This window comes from Azospirillum sp. TSO22-1, from assembly GCF_003116015.1.
In the GTDB taxonomy this organism is placed as follows: Bacteria; Pseudomonadota; Alphaproteobacteria; order Azospirillales; family Azospirillaceae; genus Azospirillum.
The window spans coordinates 25,922-40,840 of the sequence record NZ_LGQZ01000037.1; the positions used below are offsets into that span (position 1 = coordinate 25,922).

Sequence of the window (14,919 nt, forward strand, 5' to 3'; positions counted from 1 at the left end):
CTTCCGATTCGAGTATGTTTCGGCCCGATCTTTGGCCCGGTATATAGCCCAGCCCAAGCGAGGATACCATCAGCACTCCCGCAAAAAACGCGTCCGACGCCTACAAGCAGGCAGGCGTGGACATCGACGCCGGCAACGCCCTGGTCGAGGCCATCAAGCCGCTGGCACGCTCCACCGCGCGCGCGGGTTCCGACGCGGGCCTGGGCGGCTTCGGCGCGCTGTTCGACCTGAAGGCCGCCGGTTACCATGACCCGCTGCTGGTCGCCACCACCGACGGCGTCGGCACCAAGCTGAAGGTCGCCATCGACAGCGGCCGCCACGACACGGTCGGCATCGACCTCGTGGCGATGTGCGTCAACGACCTCGTCGTGCAGGGCGCCGAGCCGCTGCTGTTCCTCGACTACTTCGCCACCGGCAAGCTGGACGTCGGGGCCGGCCGCGCCATCGTCGCCGGCATCGCCGAGGGCTGCCGGCAGGCCGGCTGCGCCCTGGTCGGCGGCGAGACCGCCGAGATGCCGGGCATGTACGCCGGGGGGGACTACGACCTCGCCGGCTTCTCGGTCGGCGCCGTCGAGCGCGACCAGGCGCTGACCGGGGCCGGCGTGCAGGCCGGCGACGTGGTGCTGGGCCTCGCCTCCTCGGGCGTGCACTCCAACGGCTATTCGCTGGTGCGCCGGCTGGTCGGGACGAGCGGGCTGAGCTACGCCGACAAGGCCCCCTGGGACGAGTCGAAGACGCTGGGCGAGGCGCTGCTGACGCCGACGCGCATCTATGTGAAGAGTGCGCTCGCCGCGGTGCGCGCCGGCACGGTGCGGGCGCTGGCCCACATCACCGGCGGCGGCCTGATCGAGAACATCCCGCGCGTGCTGCCGGACGGCCTGGGCGTCAGCCTGGACGCCGCGCAGTGGCCGCTGCTGCCGGTGTTCGGCTGGCTGGCGAAGACCGGGGGCCTGAGCGCCACCGACCTCGCCCGCACCTTCAACTGCGGTCTGGGCATGGTCGTCGTCTGCCCGCCGGAGAAGGCGGACGAGGCGGCGGAGATCCTGCGCCGGCACGGCGAGACCGTTTACCGCGTCGGCACCATCGGCCCGGTGACGGGCGACGAGCGGGTGACGGTCGCCGGAACGGACGCGGCATGGCCGGTCTGAAGGTCGGCGTCCTGATCTCGGGACGCGGCAGCAACCTGCAGGCCTTGATCGACGCGGCGGCGGATCCCGACTTCCCCGCGGAGATCGCGCTGGTGCTCTCCAACAAGGCCGACGCCGCCGGGCTGGCGCGCGCGGCCGGGGCCGGCATTGCGACCGCGGTGGTCGACCACCGCGGCTTCCCGGGCGACAAGCCCGCCTTCGAGGCGGCCATGGACGCCCGGCTGCGCGACGCCGGGGTGGAGCTGGTGTGCCTCGCCGGCTTCATGCGGCTGCTGTCGCCGTGGTTCGTCGATGCGTGGCGCGACTGGATGATCAACATCCACCCGTCTCTGCTGCCCGCCTTCAAGGGGCTGGACACCCACCAGCGGGCGCTGGACGCCGGCGTCCGCGTGCACGGCTGCACGGTGCACTACGTACGCTCCGAGATGGACGTCGGCCCGATCATCGTGCAGGCGGCGGTGCCGGTGCTGCCGGACGACGACGCCCACGCCCTGGCCGGCCGCGTGCTGGCGCAGGAGCACCGCGCCTACCCGCTCGCCGTGCGGCTGATCGCTGAGGGCCGGGTTCGCGTCGAGAACGAGCGCGTCCGCGTCGAGGGGCACGCCCCCGACGGCGCGTCGGTGCTGCTCAACCCCGCGCCGTAAGCCAGGACTTGCCGGGGCGCCCCGCGGCCACCACTTCCTCGCAAAACCGCAGGAACGAGGAGGGATTGTCATCATGGCCCTGGCGCAACCACACGACCGGCCCGTCAGCGAGGAACTGGTGCGCGAGCACGCGCGCGGCTGGGAATCCTTCACGCACTTCATGAGGGTCGCCGTCATCGGCGTCGCGGTCCTGCTCATCCTGATGGCGATCTTCCTGCTGTAGCCACAAGTCGGAGCTTGGGTTGGGCCGAGCAACAGCGCGGCCCAACACCGCTATTTTCTGATCCACTCATATTTTTGGATCTTTATACGCATAGCTCCGACAAATTCATCAAGCACCCCAGGATCAAAATATTTTTCGTATCTCAGCATACGCTCGCCCGATATCCTTAGATCTCGCAATATAACATCATATTGCGCATGATCGGGAGTCAACACGGCATATTGCTTCTCTTTTCTAAGGGGCACTCGCTCCAGCGCGGAATTTGCTAAGCATATGAAAGCCTTGATTTCTCCATTGCTCAATAAAGCTCGTTGAATTATTTCCATCTCAACCCGATCGCCATCAAACCATTTGCGCGTATAAATCCGTTTGCCCGCATGTATTTCCGGTTGCTCACTTGGAAGAACTGGATCACCAAATGGGCGGCTAAACGCGGCTTGCGGAGCATAAGTATATCGATTAATAAAAACAACTTCCTTCCGATCTAAGTCAACGCCACTCCAACTCGATAGCCCATCATTGACGCTCATTCCCTGCCTTACTCCCACAAACCCTCGTCTTATACGAGAAATCTCGACAGGAAAACCAAGCGGCTTCAGCGAAATTACTAGACTCCCCCAACGCTGATTATCAACCTCTTTGCCATCAGCATCTATTTGTTCAAAATCTTCCTGTCTGGCTTGTCTTACTATATCAAATTTTGGCTTTTCCTCTGCGTACGGAACGCCATAGCAATTCGGCCCAGGAAGGTCGTCATAAACGGCACCGGGATGATTGCGCTGAGCATTCAACGCGTCGGATGCACTTGGAGCCAAATCGGAAGTTTGGCATGCCGCCAAACTCAACGTCACAATCAACCCAAACGCGCGCATCATGCACCCCCCAAGAAGCCCTATTGAATCTATGGATTTGCAGGCAGGGTAGGCACAAGGAGCGTAAAGCTCAACTTATCCGTTTCAAAGCGTTCCTGCCGCCGTCGAGGCACAAAAAAGGCCGCCCCGAAGGGCGGCCTTTTCCGTTTCCGTGTCCGATCGGGCTGGAATCAGCCGACCAGCTCCAGGCCGGAGAAGAAGTAGGCGATCTCCTGGGCGGCGGTCTCCGGGGCGTCGGAGCCGTGCACCGAGTTCGCCTCGATCGACTCGGCGAAGTCCTTGCGGATGGTGCCCTCGGCGGCGTTGGCCGGGTTGGTGGCGCCCATGATCTCGCGGTTGCGGGCGATGGCGTTCTCGCCTTCCAGCACCTGCACGACCACCGGGCCGGAGACCATGAACTTCACGAGGTCGCCGAAGAACGGACGCTCGCGGTGCACGCCGTAGAAGGTCTCGGCCTGGGCCTGGGACAGCTGGAGGCGCTTTTGCGCGACGATGCGCAGGCCGCCGTCCTCGAAGCGGGCGTTGATCTTGCCGGTCAGGTTGCGGCGGGTCGCGTCGGGCTTGATGATCGACAGGGTGCGCTCGAGGGCCATGGCGGTGGTGCTCCACATGAAAATAGTTTTCCCGGCGCTCCCCGGACGGGGGCACCGCGTTGCGCCGCGTTATAGCGGCCGGGTGGCGGCTCGGCAAGCGTGTCCCCACCCGATCCCTTCAAACCACGCCGCCGACGTGCTACATCCCCCGACGACATGCTGCACATCAACGACCTGACGTTCCGCTACGGCGGCCGCGTGCTGTTCGACCAGGCCACCGCGGTGGTGCCCAAGGGGCACCGCGTGGCGCTCGTCGGCCGCAACGGCTGCGGCAAGAGCACGCTCCTGAAGCTCATCGCCGGCACCCTGCACGCCGACGGCGGCTCCATCACGCTGCCCGCCGGCATGAAGCTCGGCATGGTGGCGCAGGAGGTACCGGCCGGCGCCACCAGCCTGATCGACACCGTGCTGGCCGCCGACACCGAGCGGACATCGCTGCTCGCCGAGGCCGAGACCGCCACCGACCCGCACCGCATCGCCGAGGTGCACACGCGCCTCGCCGACATCGAGGCGCACTCCGCCCCGGCGCGCGCCGCGCAGATCCTCTCCGGCCTGGGCTTCGACGCCGAACAGCAGTTGCAACCCTGCTCCGCCTTCTCCGGCGGCTGGCGGATGCGCGTGGCGCTGGCCGGCGTGCTGTTCGCGCGGCCGGACCTGCTGCTGCTCGACGAGCCGACCAACCACCTCGACCTCGAGGCCACGATCTGGCTCGAGAACTACCTGAAGAACTACCCGCACACGATCCTGCTGGTCAGCCACGACCGCGACCTGCTGAACTCGGTGCCGACGACGACGGTCCACGTCGACCAGGGCAAGCTGGTGACCTACGGCGGCAACTACGACCGCTTCGTCGCCACCCGCCGCGCCAACATCGAGCGCTTGCAGGCCACCGCCGCCAAGCAGGACGCGGTGCGCAAGCACATGATGTCGTACATCGACCGCTTCCGCTTCAAGGCCAGCAAGGCCCGGCAGGCGCAGAGCCGCCTGAAGGCGCTGGAGCGCCTGGAGCCGATCGCCGAGATCGCCGAGGAGGAGCGGGTCAGCTTCAACTTCCCGCAGCCCGACGGCCTGTCGCCGCCGCTGGTCGCGCTGGAGGACGCCACCGTCGGCTACGGCGACAAGGCGATCCTCAGGCGGCTCGACCTGCGCATCGACATGGATGACCGCATCGCGCTGCTGGGCGCCAACGGCAACGGCAAGTCGACGCTGGTCAAGCTGCTGGCCGGCCGGCTGAAGGCGATGGGCGGCGAGATGCGCCGCTCCGGCAAGCTCAAGGTCGGCTACTTCGCCCAGCATCAGGCGGAGGAGCTGGACCTGACCCTCACGCCCGTCCAGCAGATGGCCCGCGTCATGCCGGACGTGCTGGAGGAGAAGGTGCGCGCCCACCTCGGCCGCTTCGGCTTCCCGCAGCAGAAGGCGGAGACGAAGATCTCCAGCCTGTCCGGCGGCGAGAAGGCGCGGCTGCTGTTCGCCATGATGAGCCGCGAGGCGCCGCACATCCTGATGCTCGACGAGCCGACCAACCACCTGGACCTCGACAGCCGCGAGGCGCTGATCCAGGCGATCAACGGCTTCGAGGGCGCGGTGATCCTGATCAGCCACGATCCGCACCTGATCGAGCTGACCGCCGACCGCCTGTGGCTGGTCGCCGAGGGCACCTGCAAGCCCTACGACGGCGACATGGAGGACTACCGCGCCCTGCTGCTCGACAAGGCGCGGGCCGAACGCGCCGAGGCCAAGGGCGACACCGGCCCCAGCCGCAAGGACCAGCGCCGCGCCTCGGCCGAGGCGCGCGCCGCGCTGGCGCCCTTGAAGAAGAAGGCCACCGACGCCGAGGCGCTGGTGAACAAGCTCAGCGCCGAGAAGGCGAAGATCGAGGGCAAGCTGGCCGACCCCAAGCTCTACGAGGGGCCGAGCGAGGCGTTGCGGAAGCTGCAGATCGACCTTGGCGCGGTGGAGAAGAAGCTCTCGGCCGCCGAGGAGACCTGGCTGGAGGCGCTGGAGGCCTACGAGGCCGCCGCGGCGGACGCGGGCATCGCCGCATGAGCGCAGAGCTGGACCAGGACTGCCCGGCGCTGGCCGACGAGCAGCGCACGTCGGACGTGCTGGCGGCGTTCCGCGCCGATCTGCCGGCGGAGCGGGTGACGCTCGCCCACCTCATCGCGGCGCTGGGCGACCGCTCGCTGGGCACGGTTCTGCTGGGGCTGGCGCTGCCGACCATCGCGCCGGTGCCGCTCGGCGTCTCGGTACTGTGCGACCTGCCGCTGTTCCTGTTCTCGCTGCGCCTGCTGTTCGGCAAGCGCGACGCGGTGCTGCCGGCGTGGCTGCTGCGCTGCTCGGTGTCGCGGGACAACGCGGCGCGCATGCTGGACGCGGTGATGCCGCGCCTCCTGTGGATCGAGGCGATGCTGAAGCCGCGCCTGCCGCGGCTGGCGCACGTGGACGGCGAGCGCTGGTTCGGCGTGCTCATCGTCGTGCTGATCAGCGTCTGCATCGTGCCGGTGCCGCTGATGGGCTGGTTGCCCGGATTCGCGCTGGTGCTGATATCGCTGGGGCTGATCGAGCGCGACGGCGGCGCCATCGGAGTGGGGCTTCTGCTGTCGGTCGCCGCTGTCGTCGCGGCGGTGGTCCTGGTGTCCGGCCTGTCGTACGCGGGCCACGAGCTTCTGTCCAATGAGCCTATTCCGTAAGCGTGCGGCGTCCAGCGGGTTGCAAGATCCCGTCCTTTTGTTGGATAAGAAGCTCAGGAAACCATGGTTCGGGACCCCCAGGCACAAGATCGTGTTAACCGGGGGCATCAGGCAATAACCACCGGCGAAAGGCCGATCATGACTCCTTCGGAATACTCCGTCGCCGCGAAAGCCAAGAATGCCAAGGCGCCGCACCCGGCGCTGATCTTCTTCCAGCGGTGGATGGCCAACCCCATGGCGGTGGGATCGATCACGCCGTCCGGTCCCGGCCTGCGCAAGATCATCCGTGAGAATCTGGTCTGCGGCCCCGACGAGGTGATCGCCGAGTTCGGCCCCGGCACCGGCGCCATCACCCAGGCGCTGCTGGAGGCCGGCATCCCCGCCCAGCGCGTCTATTCCTTCGAGATCGACCCGCACCTCGCCCGCTACGTGCACGGCGTCTACCCCGACGTGAACGTCATCAACACCGACTGCCGCAAGGTGGCGGAGACGCTGGGGCCGGACCTCGTCGGCAAGGTCGGCACGGTGGTGATCGGCATTCCCATGAAGGTGCTGCCCATGGACGTGCAGCAGGGGATCGTGGACGCCACCTTCTCGGTCATGCCGGAGGGGCGCCGCTTCCTGCTGTACACCTACATGATCAACTCGCCGCTCAACATGCCGGCGCTGGGCCTGAAGGGAAAGCGCATCGGCTTCACCTGGCAGAACGTCCCGCCGGCCTCGGTGTGGGCGTACTGGAAGGCCTGACGGATCTTTCTCCGGTCTGTGAAAACGCCCCTTTCCGTGTGGAAGGGGCGTTTTCGTTTGGCCCTACGCTCCCGCCGGCTTCCGCGGCGCCCGCGCCGCAATCCGGTCCACCCAGGCGGACGGCAGCGCCGACAGCAGCCACACTGCCGCCGCCATCGGCCAGGGAAACGAAATCCGCCCGACGTTCCGTTCCAGCTTCCGCCTGATCAGTTCCGCCGCCGGCCCGGCGTCCATCAGGAACGGCATGGGGAAGGGGTTGCGCGCGGTCATGCGGCTGCGCACGAAGCCGGGGCAGATCACCGACACGCCGATCCCCTGCCCGGCCAGATCGCCGCGCAGCGATTCGCCCAAGACCCGCACCGCCGCCTTGCTGGCGCAGTAGGCCGGCGCCCCGGGCAGCCCGCGGAACCCCGCCAGCGACGCCATCAGCGCGACCTGCCCCCTCCCCCGCCCGCGCATGGCGTCGATGGCCGGGTAGATGGTGTTCAGCACGCCGTCCAGGTTCACCGCGAAGATCCGCCGCGCCTGCTCCTCGGTCTCGCCGTTCAGGCCGGTGCCGGCGGAGATGCCGGCGTTGGCGATCACCAGATCCACCGGGTGCGCCGCGTCGAACCCGGCGAGCCACGCCGCCATGCCCGCGCGGTCGGCGGCGTCCACCACGCCCGCCTCGACCACCGCCCCCCTGCCCCGGCAGCGCGCCGCCACGTCATCAAGGCGCGCCGCGTCGCGCCCGGTCAGGCCCAGCGCCACGCCGGGGCCGGCGTAGGCCAGCGCCAGAGCCTCGCCGATGCCGCTGGACGCACCGGTGATCACCACGGAACGGACTGGAGTCATCGCGCCTCGCCGCTTGTTGGCCCGCCGAACGCGGGCTATAAGGTGTTCCCCCAAAGCCCACAAATTGTAGCCGAGGCCGATGTGACCGCCCACCGCCCCGTCGCCAGCATGACCGGATTCGCCCGCGTGGACGGCCACGCCGACGGCTACGCCTGGACGCTGGAGGCCAAGAGCGTCAACGGCCGCAACCTCGACCTGCGCTGCCGCATGCCCTCGGGCTTCGACCAGCTGGAGGCGCAGGCCCGCGCCGAGATCCCGAAGACGCTGGCGCGCGGCACCGTCAACCTGACGCTCAACGTCACCCGCACCTCGACCGTCTCGCAGATCCGCATCAACCGCGAGCTGCTGGCCCAGGTGCTGGAACTGGCCCGCGAGATCGAGGGCGAAGGCGCCGCCCCGCCGCGGCTCGACGCGCTGCTCACCGTGCGCGGCATCATCGAGCCGGTCGAGGAGGATGAGACCGAGGCGCGCGAGCGCCTGGACGCCGCCCTGAAGAAGGACCTCGGCGCCGTGGTCGGTCGCCTGGCATCCGCCCGCGCTGCCGAGGGCGCGCGGCTGGTGACGATCCTGAACGGCCACCTCGACGAGATCGCCCGCCTGACCGAGGCGTCCGCCGCCTGCTCCTCGGTGCAGCCCGAGGTGCTGAAGGAGAAGCTGCGCGCCCAGGTCGCGGCGCTCCTCGACGCCGTGCCGGCGCTGTCGGAGGACCGGCTGGCGCAGGAGGCGGCGCTGATCATCGCCAAGGGCGACGTGCGCGAGGAGATGGACCGGCTGCGCGCCCACGTCCAGGCGGCACGCGACCTGCTGGCCGAGGGCGGCGCCATCGGCCGCCGCTTCGACTTCCTGTGCCAGGAGTTCAACCGCGAGGCCAACACGCTGTGCTCCAAGTCGGCCGATGTGGAGCTGACCCGCATCGGCCTGTCGCTGAAGGCTTCCATCGAGCAGCTGCGCGAGCAGGTGCAGAACATCGAGTGATCCGCATGCCTACCACCGACCACCCCGCCCCGAAGGACATCCGTCGGCGCGGCCTGATGCTTGTGCTGTCGTCGCCGTCGGGCGCGGGCAAGACGACCATTTCGCGCCGCCTGCTCGACCGCGACGCCGGCATCACCATGTCGGTGTCGGTGACGACGCGGCCGATGCGCCCCGGCGAGCAGCCGGGCGTCGACTACGACTTCATCGACATGCCCGAGTTCGAGCGCAAGGCCGAGGCCGGCGAGCTGCTGGAATACGCCCGCGTGTTCGGCAACTGCTACGGCACGCCGAAGAACCGGGTGGAGGAGGCGCTGGGCGCCGGCCGCGACGTGCTGTTCGACATCGACTGGCAGGGCACGCAGCAGCTGGCCGAGAACGCGCGCACCGACCTCGTCAGCGTGTTCATCCTGCCGCCGTCCGGCGAGGAGCTGGAGCGTCGCCTGCACAGCCGCGCCCAGGATTCGGCCGAGGTGATCGCCCAGCGCATGGCCAAGGCGTCCGACGAGATCAGCCACTGGGCCGAGTACGACTACGTGATCGTCAACCACGACATCGAGGAAAGCGTCGCCTCGGTCCAGGCGATCCTGCGCGCCGAGCGGCTGAAGCGCACCCGGCAGGTGGGCCTGCAGAAGTTCGTCCAGGCGGTGCAGGCGGCGCTGTAGGAACGCTTCCTGGAGGGAGCATCCCTTCCGTCATCCCCGCGAAGGCGGGGATCCAGAGAGAGCCGCGGCAGCGGCGACATGACTCATGAGGCCCGCAGACGCGGGCACTGGATCCCCGCCTTCGCGGGGATGAGGAAAAAATAAGTAAATGCCAACAGGTTACAGCATCTCGTCGTCCGGCACCCGGTACCAGCCGTCGCGGCCCAGCGCCTCCAGCGGACGGAAGCGCGCCTTGTAGGCCATCTTGCGGCTCTGCGCGATCCAGTAGCCGAGATAGACGTAGGGCAGCCCCTCCGCCCGCGCCCGCGCGATCAGGCCGAGGATCATGTAGGTGCCCAGGCTGCGCTTCTCCTGCGCCGCGTCGTAGAAGCTGTAGACCGCCGACCAGCCGTCGCCCAGCCGGTCGGTCAGCATGCAGGCGATCAGCCGGCCGTCGCCGTCCCGCGCCTCGACCAGCGAGGTGTCGGCCCGCCCCTCGTCGATCATCGCCGCGAAATCGGCCATCGCCATGCGCGCCATGTCGGAATCGCCGTGGCGCGACGCCTGGTAGGTGGCGAACAGGCGATACTGCTCGGTGGTCGCGTTGGCCGGCGCCTGCCCCAGCCGCAGGTCCTCGTTCATGCGCAGCACGCGCTTCTGGGAGCGGGTCGGTTCGAACGCGTCCACCGCGATGCGCACCGGCACGCAGGCCGAGCAGGTCGGGCAGACCGGCCGGTAGACGATGTCGTGGCTGCGCCGGAAGCCGGCACGCGACAGCGTCGAGTTCACCTCCGCCGCGTACGGACCGCTCAGCCGGGTGAAGAGCTTCCGCTCGACCCGGCCGGGCAGGTAGGGGCACGGCATCGGGCCGGAACGGAAGAACTGCTGGAGCGGCCGGTGATGCGGCGGGATGATCGACATGCGTTCTCTACTGGACCTCCACCTGCGCGAGGGGGGCGGGCTCCTGGCCGAAGAACGCGTGGCCGATCTCCGCGGTGATCCCGATCAGTTGGCTCTGCACCCAGTCCAGGTACTCGTGCAGGCCGTCGGCGATCACGGCTTCGATGGGGCGGCTCAACAGGGCGGCCAGCAGCTCGTCGACCTTCTCCATGGCCTCGCTGCCACGCCGCAAAGTGTAGCGCGACTTCAGCCGCGTCAACAACCCGTCGATCTGCCGCACGCACATGACGACGGAGCGCGGGAACCCCTCGTTGAACAGGATGAAGCCGGCGACCGTCGTCGGCGTCATGCCGCGCGGGTAGACGCGCCGGAAGGCGTGGTAGCCGGCGGCCGAGCGCAGCACCGTGCACCACTGCTGCATGTCGAGCGACGAGCCGAGGTCGTCCGGCGACGGCAGCAGCGTGTGGTACTTGATATCGAGCAGACGCGTGGTCTGGTCGGCGCGCTCGATCGCCTTGCCCATCTGGTAGAAGTACCAGCCCTGGTCGCGGTAGAAGGTGCCCTCGGTGATGCCGGTGTGGGTCTGGCACGCCTCCTTGACCATGCGGCAGACGCGGCTGAGGTGCGGCATCGCCACGTCCCTCGGCGTCAGCGCCAGCAGCTGGTTGTAGAAGACGTTGATCTGCGACCACATCTCGGTCGAGATCCAGGGGCGCAGCGTGCGGGCGTTCTCGCGCGCGGCGCGGATCGTCGAGACGATGGAGTTCGGGTTGGTCGCGTCCAGTAGATAGAACGCCACCACCGTCTCGGCGGACGCGACGGCGTGGCGCTTGAGGAACGCCTCCTCGTCGGCGTAGAGCTGCACCACCGACAGCCAGTTGGTGCCGCCGCGCTCGTCGCGCACGAAGGTCTCCTGCACATCGAGGACGCGCGCCAGGTTCTCCGCGCGTTCCATGTAGCGCGCCATCCAGAAGATGTTCTCGGCGTAGCGGGCCAGCAGGTTCATGCCGCACCCCCGTTTTCCAGGACCCACGTATCCTTCGACCCGCCGCCTTGGCTGGAATTCACGATCAGCGTTCCCTTCTGCAAGGCCACCCGCGACAGGCCGCCGGGCAGCACCCAGGTCTTCGATCCGGTCACCGCGAACGGGCGCAGGTCGACGTGGCGCGGCTCGATGCCGTCGGGCGTGACGGTCGGGCACACGGAAAGGTCGACCACCGGCTGGCTGATGTAGTTGGCCGGGTCGGCGATCAGCTTGGCGCGGCAGTCGTCCAGCTCCGCCTTGCTGGCGCGCGGGCCGATGGTGATGCCGTAGCCGCCGGCCTCGCCCACCGGCTTGACCACCAGCTTGTCCAGGTTGTCCAGCGTGTAGGTCAGCGCGTCGTGCTCGCGGCAGATGCGGGTGTCGACATTCGGGATGAGGGCGTCCTGGTCCAGGTAGTACTTGATCATCCGCGGCACGTAGGCATAGACGGCCTTGTCGTCCGCCACGCCGGTGCCGATGGCGTTGGCCAGCGCCACGTTGCCGCGCCGGTACGCCTCCAGGATCCCCGGCACGCCCAGGAGGCTGTCCGGGTTGAAGGCGGTGGGGTCGAGGAAGTCGTCGCCGATGCGGCGGTAGATCGAGTGCACCGGGGCGAGGCCGTCGGTGGTCTTCATGTAGACGCGGTGGTTCTCCACCACCAGATCGCGCCCCTCGACCAGCGGCACACCCATCTCGCGGGCCAGGAAGATGTGCTCGAAATAGGCGGAGTTGTAGGAACCGGGGGAGAGCAGCGCCACCTCCGGGTCGCCTTCGGCCACCGGCGCGATCTCCGACATCGCCTCCAAGAGCTTGTGGCCGTAGTTGTCGACCGGGCGGATGCCGATGTCGCGCATCAGGTCGGGGAAGACCCGCTGCATCATGTGCCGGTTCTCGACCACGTAGGAGACGCCGGACGGCACCCGCCCGTTGTCCTCCAGCACGCGGAAGGTGCCCTCGCGGTCGCGCACGAGGTCCACGCCCATGATGTGGATGTAGGTGTCGAACGGCACGTCCAGCCCAGCCATCTGCGGCCGGAAGTTGGCGTTGCCCAGCACCAGCTCGGCCGGGATGATCCCGTCCTTGAGGATCTTCTGGTCGTGGTAGATGTCGTGCAGGAACAGGTTCAGCGTGGCGACGCGCTGCTTGATCCCCGCCTCCAGGTGCGCCCATTCCCGGGCCGAGATCACCCGCGGGATCACGTCGAAGGGCAGGATGCGGTCCTCCGCCCCCTGCGCGGCGTAGATCAGGAAGGTGATGCCGAGGTTGTACAGCTCCTTCTCGGCGTCGGTGGCCCGGCGCCGGAGGTCCTCGAAGTCGAGCTGGTTGAGACGCTCGCGGATCAGCCGCGTGTGCCCGGCCGGCTTGTCGGCGTTGCCGAACAGCTCGTCATAGAAGATGCCGGCGTCGTAGGACGCCAGGAGGTTCCGCGCGCCCGCCTGTGGCGCCGTCGCTCCGTTCACGCTCACCCGCTCCTCCCGCTCGAGACGCGGTGCCAGCTGCACCGCAGGAAGTATGGAGCAATGCCCTATGCATCAACAGGGCCAATAGGGCGAACGGTTGAGTCGCCGTGGGGTTTTTCGTGGAGGGTGCGCGGTGCGCGGGCAGGTTGCCGTTTTTTTGGGCGATGCCGCCAGCCGATGGCTCATCGGGTCGGCAGGGGTTTACCACAGAGACACAGAGAAATAGAAACTCTGTGTCTCTGTGTTTCCTCCTCCCATCGGAAGGATCAGCGGAATCAGCGCCGTGCCGGAGCGGCCGGAGCCGGCGCGGGAGCCGGTGCCGCGGCCGGCTTGGCCGACTGCCCGCCGGTCGCCGGGGCCTTGGCCTGGGCGTCGCGCAGCAGCACGATGCTGATGCGACGGTTGCGCGGGCTGCCGGGCTGGTCGGGCACCAGCAGGTCGCGGTCGGCGCGGCCGACCACGTCCTGGACGCGGGTCTCCGGGATGCCGCCGGCCAGCAGGGCGCGGCGGGTGGCGTTGGCGCGCTCGGTGGACAGGTCCCAGTTGTCGCGCCCGCCGCCGGCGAAGGGCGTGGCGTCGGTGTGGCCGCTGATCGACAGCTTGTTGGGCAGCTTGGCCAGCGCCTGCGACACCTGCATCACCAGCTGGCGCGTCTGCGGGTACATCTGCGCCGAGCCGCCGGGGAACATCGACACCCGGTCCTGGTCGACGATCTGGATGCGCAGCCCCTCCGGCGTCTGGTCGATCATCAGGTTCTGCGCCAGCGGCTGCAACTCGGGGATCGACTGGATGGCCTGGCGGATCTCGTTGGCGGTCTGCTGGAACTGCTTGCCCTCGGACTGCTGCTCCTGGAGCTTGGCGGTGGCCTCCGACACGCGGTCGGCGAAGTCGGCGAGCTTCTCGCCCGGCTTCTGGCCGGGAATGCCCAGCTGCTTGGCCAGTTGCTCCAGGCGCTGCTGGTATTCCAGGCGGTTCTCGTTGGGCTTCTGCTCGCTCTGGGCCGCACCGGAGTTGGGGCCGCCCTCGGCGCCGCTCATCGGCTCCTCGCCGCCGACGCCGGTGAGGCTGGGGGTCGACGGGATGTCCGGCGTCATGGGCGAGCTGGAGTTGATCTGCGCGCCCGGCGCCGTCACCGTCTGCCCGCCCAGCATGCCGCCGGAGCCCGAGGTCTCGCGGCTGACCGACACCGGCGCGAAGTAGTCGGCGATGCCCTTGCGCTGGTCCGAAGTGGTGACGTTGAGCAGCCACAGCAGCAGGAAGAACGCCATCATCGCGGTGACGAAGTCGGCGTAGGCCACCTTCCAGGCGCCGCCGTGGTGGCCGCCGTGGCCGCCCTTCTTCTTCTTGATGATGATCGGCTGTTCGGTGCCGGCCGGATTGGCTGCCATCGTAACCCCAGGAAATCCGGGCCGGAATGCGACGCCGCCACGGTGCGCGGTTTTCCTTAAGATCCGTTTAACGGACTCTCGGGCAAATCCTGATGTTACGGTGGACAGAACCGGCTTGCGCCGGGCCGCGGGGTGGTTTAATCCCCGCCCACCACCGCTTTACGGGTCCGAGCCAAGGCTGCCATGACCATCGATCCCCGCGCCTTCCGCAACGCGCTCGGCTGCTTCGCCACCGGCATCACCGTCGTCACCACGAGCTGCCCGGACGGCCACCCGGTGGGGGTGACGGTCAATTCCTTCTCGTCGGTGTCGCTCGACCCGCCGCTGGTGCTGTTCAGCCTGGGCCGCGCCTCGCAGGCCTACGACTTCTTCGTGGGTGGTACGGCGTTCGCGGTGAACATCCTAGCGGCCGACCAGGAGGACCTGTCCAACCGCTTCTCGCGCCGCGACCTGCAGGAGCGCTGGGACGGTGTCGGCGTCGAGCGCTGGGACACCGGCGTGCCGATCCTCACCGGCTGCCTCGCCAACATCGAGTGCGACCGCCACGCGGTGCACGACGGCGGCGACCACGCCATCGTCGTCGGCCGCGTGCGCTGCCTGCGCGCCGTCGCCGAGGGCAAGCCGCTGCTGTACTTCCGCGGGAGCTACGCGCAGCTTTGATTCCCTCTCCCGTCCCGGGAGAGGGCGGGGCCCACGCGTAAGCGTGGGAGGGTGAGGGTGCCTGCAAGGATCCTTGATTTTACCCTCACCCGGCCGCTGCGCGGCCACCCTCTCCCGGGA

At 68.3% G+C, this 14,919-nt stretch carries 16 protein-coding genes; 9 read left to right on the forward strand and 7 right to left on the reverse strand.

Annotation, left to right across the window (positions count from 1 at the left end):
- Positions 1-68: 68 nt before the first annotated feature.
- The 3 genes from purM to TSO221_RS11430 all read left to right on the forward strand — a co-directional run bounded on the left by purM (position 69) and on the right by TSO221_RS11430 (position 2,015).
- Positions 69-1,148: a phosphoribosylformylglycinamidine cyclo-ligase gene (gene purM, locus TSO221_RS11420; RefSeq protein ID WP_109118616.1), complete on the forward strand. Its 1,080-nt coding sequence runs from the start codon at positions 69-71 to the stop codon at positions 1,146-1,148.
- Positions 1,136-1,792 carry a phosphoribosylglycinamide formyltransferase gene (purN, locus tag TSO221_RS11425; RefSeq protein ID WP_109118617.1) on the forward strand — a complete coding sequence of 219 codons (657 nt, stop codon included), beginning with the start codon at positions 1,136-1,138 and terminating at the stop codon, positions 1,790-1,792. The genes purM and purN overlap by 13 nt, the downstream gene beginning before the upstream one ends.
- A gap of 73 nt (positions 1,793-1,865) precedes the next feature.
- Positions 1,866-2,015, forward strand: a complete 150-nt coding sequence (locus tag TSO221_RS11430) for an aa3-type cytochrome c oxidase subunit IV (protein ID WP_109118618.1) — start codon at positions 1,866-1,868, stop codon at positions 2,013-2,015.
- Between the two features lie 50 nt (positions 2,016-2,065).
- Here the strand turns inward: TSO221_RS11430 and TSO221_RS34960 are convergent, their stop codons facing one another.
- Together TSO221_RS34960 and ndk are read right to left on the reverse strand one after the other, a co-directional pair.
- Positions 2,066-2,890: a hypothetical protein gene (locus TSO221_RS34960; RefSeq protein WP_146208776.1), complete on the reverse strand. Its 825-nt coding sequence runs from the start codon at positions 2,888-2,890 to the stop codon at positions 2,066-2,068.
- Positions 2,891-3,057: 167 nt separating this feature from the next.
- Positions 3,058-3,480 carry a nucleoside-diphosphate kinase gene (gene ndk / locus TSO221_RS11435; protein WP_109118651.1) on the reverse strand — a complete coding sequence of 141 codons (423 nt, stop codon included), beginning with the start codon at positions 3,478-3,480 and terminating at the stop codon, positions 3,058-3,060.
- 156 nt (positions 3,481-3,636) lie between these two features.
- Between ndk and TSO221_RS11440 the strand changes: the two genes are divergently transcribed.
- The 3 genes from TSO221_RS11440 (at position 3,637) to TSO221_RS11450 (ending at position 6,917) form a co-directional block, all read left to right on the forward strand.
- The gene (locus TSO221_RS11440) at positions 3,637-5,526 is read left to right on the forward strand and encodes an ABC-F family ATP-binding cassette domain-containing protein (RefSeq protein ID WP_109118619.1); all 1,890 of its coding nucleotides are present in this window, start codon (positions 3,637-3,639) and stop codon (positions 5,524-5,526) included.
- Complete coding sequence (locus TSO221_RS11445; protein ID WP_109118620.1) at positions 5,523-6,170, forward strand: exopolysaccharide biosynthesis protein; 648 nt, start codon at positions 5,523-5,525, stop codon at positions 6,168-6,170. Before TSO221_RS11440 ends, TSO221_RS11445 begins: the two co-directional genes overlap by 4 nt.
- A gap of 138 nt (positions 6,171-6,308) precedes the next feature.
- Entirely contained in the window at positions 6,309-6,917 is a 609-nt protein-coding gene (locus TSO221_RS11450; protein ID WP_109118621.1) for a phospholipid methyltransferase, read from the forward strand.
- A 63-nt stretch (positions 6,918-6,980) separates the two neighbouring features.
- On the opposite strand, the gene TSO221_RS11455 is transcribed toward TSO221_RS11450, so the two are convergent.
- Positions 6,981-7,751 (reverse strand): SDR family NAD(P)-dependent oxidoreductase, encoded by a 771-nt coding sequence (locus tag TSO221_RS11455; RefSeq protein ID WP_109118622.1) that lies wholly within the window; start codon positions 7,749-7,751, stop codon positions 6,981-6,983.
- A 108-nt stretch (positions 7,752-7,859) separates the two neighbouring features.
- Here TSO221_RS11455 and TSO221_RS11460 point away from each other — a divergent pair, with 108 nt between their 5' ends.
- Entirely contained in the window at positions 7,860-8,726 is an 867-nt protein-coding gene (locus TSO221_RS11460) for a YicC/YloC family endoribonuclease (protein WP_109118652.1), read from the forward strand.
- A gap of 5 nt (positions 8,727-8,731) precedes the next feature.
- A complete protein-coding gene (gene gmk / locus TSO221_RS11465; RefSeq protein WP_109118653.1) occupies positions 8,732-9,388 on the forward strand; it encodes a guanylate kinase in 657 nt (218 codons plus the stop codon).
- Between the two features lie 159 nt (positions 9,389-9,547).
- Here the strand turns inward: gmk and TSO221_RS11470 are convergent, their stop codons facing one another.
- The 4 genes from TSO221_RS11470 to TSO221_RS11485 all read right to left on the reverse strand — a co-directional run bounded on the left by TSO221_RS11470 (position 9,548) and on the right by TSO221_RS11485 (position 14,139).
- Positions 9,548-10,288 carry an arginyltransferase gene (locus tag TSO221_RS11470; RefSeq protein ID WP_109118623.1) on the reverse strand — a complete coding sequence of 247 codons (741 nt, stop codon included), beginning with the start codon at positions 10,286-10,288 and terminating at the stop codon, positions 9,548-9,550.
- A 7-nt stretch (positions 10,289-10,295) separates the two neighbouring features.
- The gene (locus TSO221_RS11475; protein WP_109118624.1) at positions 10,296-11,273 is read right to left on the reverse strand and encodes an alpha-E domain-containing protein; all 978 of its coding nucleotides are present in this window, start codon (positions 11,271-11,273) and stop codon (positions 10,296-10,298) included.
- A complete protein-coding gene (locus TSO221_RS11480; protein ID WP_247878011.1) occupies positions 11,270-12,757 on the reverse strand; it encodes a circularly permuted type 2 ATP-grasp protein in 1,488 nt (495 codons plus the stop codon). Before TSO221_RS11480 ends, TSO221_RS11475 begins: the two co-directional genes overlap by 4 nt.
- 269 nt (positions 12,758-13,026) lie before the next feature.
- Positions 13,027-14,139, reverse strand: coding sequence for a flagellar motor protein MotB (locus TSO221_RS11485; RefSeq protein ID WP_109118625.1), 1,113 nt, complete (start codon positions 14,137-14,139; stop codon positions 13,027-13,029).
- A 183-nt stretch (positions 14,140-14,322) separates the two neighbouring features.
- Between TSO221_RS11485 and TSO221_RS11490 the strand changes: the two genes are divergently transcribed.
- Positions 14,323-14,799: a flavin reductase family protein gene (locus TSO221_RS11490; RefSeq protein WP_109118626.1), complete on the forward strand. Its 477-nt coding sequence runs from the start codon at positions 14,323-14,325 to the stop codon at positions 14,797-14,799.
- The last annotated feature ends 120 nt before the right edge of the window (positions 14,800-14,919 follow it).

Excerpts from the sequence above, each read along its gene's own strand:
- purN (WP_109118617.1), top strand. The coding sequence starts at position 1,136 with ATGGCCGGTCTGAAGGTCGGCGTCCTGATCTCGGGACGCGGCAGCAAC.
- TSO221_RS11430 (WP_109118618.1), top strand. The coding sequence starts at position 1,866 with ATGGCCCTGGCGCAACCACACGACCGGCCCGTCAGCGAGGAACTGGTG.
- TSO221_RS34960 (WP_146208776.1), bottom strand. The coding sequence starts at position 2,890 with ATGATGCGCGCGTTTGGGTTGATTGTGACGTTGAGTTTGGCGGCATGC.
- ndk (WP_109118651.1), bottom strand. The coding sequence starts at position 3,480 with ATGGCCCTCGAGCGCACCCTGTCGATCATCAAGCCCGACGCGACCCGC.
- TSO221_RS11440 (WP_109118619.1), top strand. The coding sequence starts at position 3,637 with ATGCTGCACATCAACGACCTGACGTTCCGCTACGGCGGCCGCGTGCTG.
- TSO221_RS11445 (WP_109118620.1), top strand. The coding sequence starts at position 5,523 with ATGAGCGCAGAGCTGGACCAGGACTGCCCGGCGCTGGCCGACGAGCAG.
- TSO221_RS11450 (WP_109118621.1), top strand. The coding sequence starts at position 6,309 with ATGACTCCTTCGGAATACTCCGTCGCCGCGAAAGCCAAGAATGCCAAG.
- TSO221_RS11455 (WP_109118622.1), bottom strand. The coding sequence starts at position 7,751 with ATGACTCCAGTCCGTTCCGTGGTGATCACCGGTGCGTCCAGCGGCATC.
- TSO221_RS11460 (WP_109118652.1), top strand. The coding sequence starts at position 7,860 with ATGACCGGATTCGCCCGCGTGGACGGCCACGCCGACGGCTACGCCTGG.
- gmk (WP_109118653.1), top strand. The coding sequence starts at position 8,732 with ATGCCTACCACCGACCACCCCGCCCCGAAGGACATCCGTCGGCGCGGC.
- TSO221_RS11470 (WP_109118623.1), bottom strand. The coding sequence starts at position 10,288 with ATGTCGATCATCCCGCCGCATCACCGGCCGCTCCAGCAGTTCTTCCGT.
- TSO221_RS11475 (WP_109118624.1), bottom strand. The coding sequence starts at position 11,273 with ATGAACCTGCTGGCCCGCTACGCCGAGAACATCTTCTGGATGGCGCGC.
- TSO221_RS11485 (WP_109118625.1), bottom strand. The coding sequence starts at position 14,139 with ATGGCAGCCAATCCGGCCGGCACCGAACAGCCGATCATCATCAAGAAG.
- TSO221_RS11490 (WP_109118626.1), top strand. The coding sequence starts at position 14,323 with ATGACCATCGATCCCCGCGCCTTCCGCAACGCGCTCGGCTGCTTCGCC.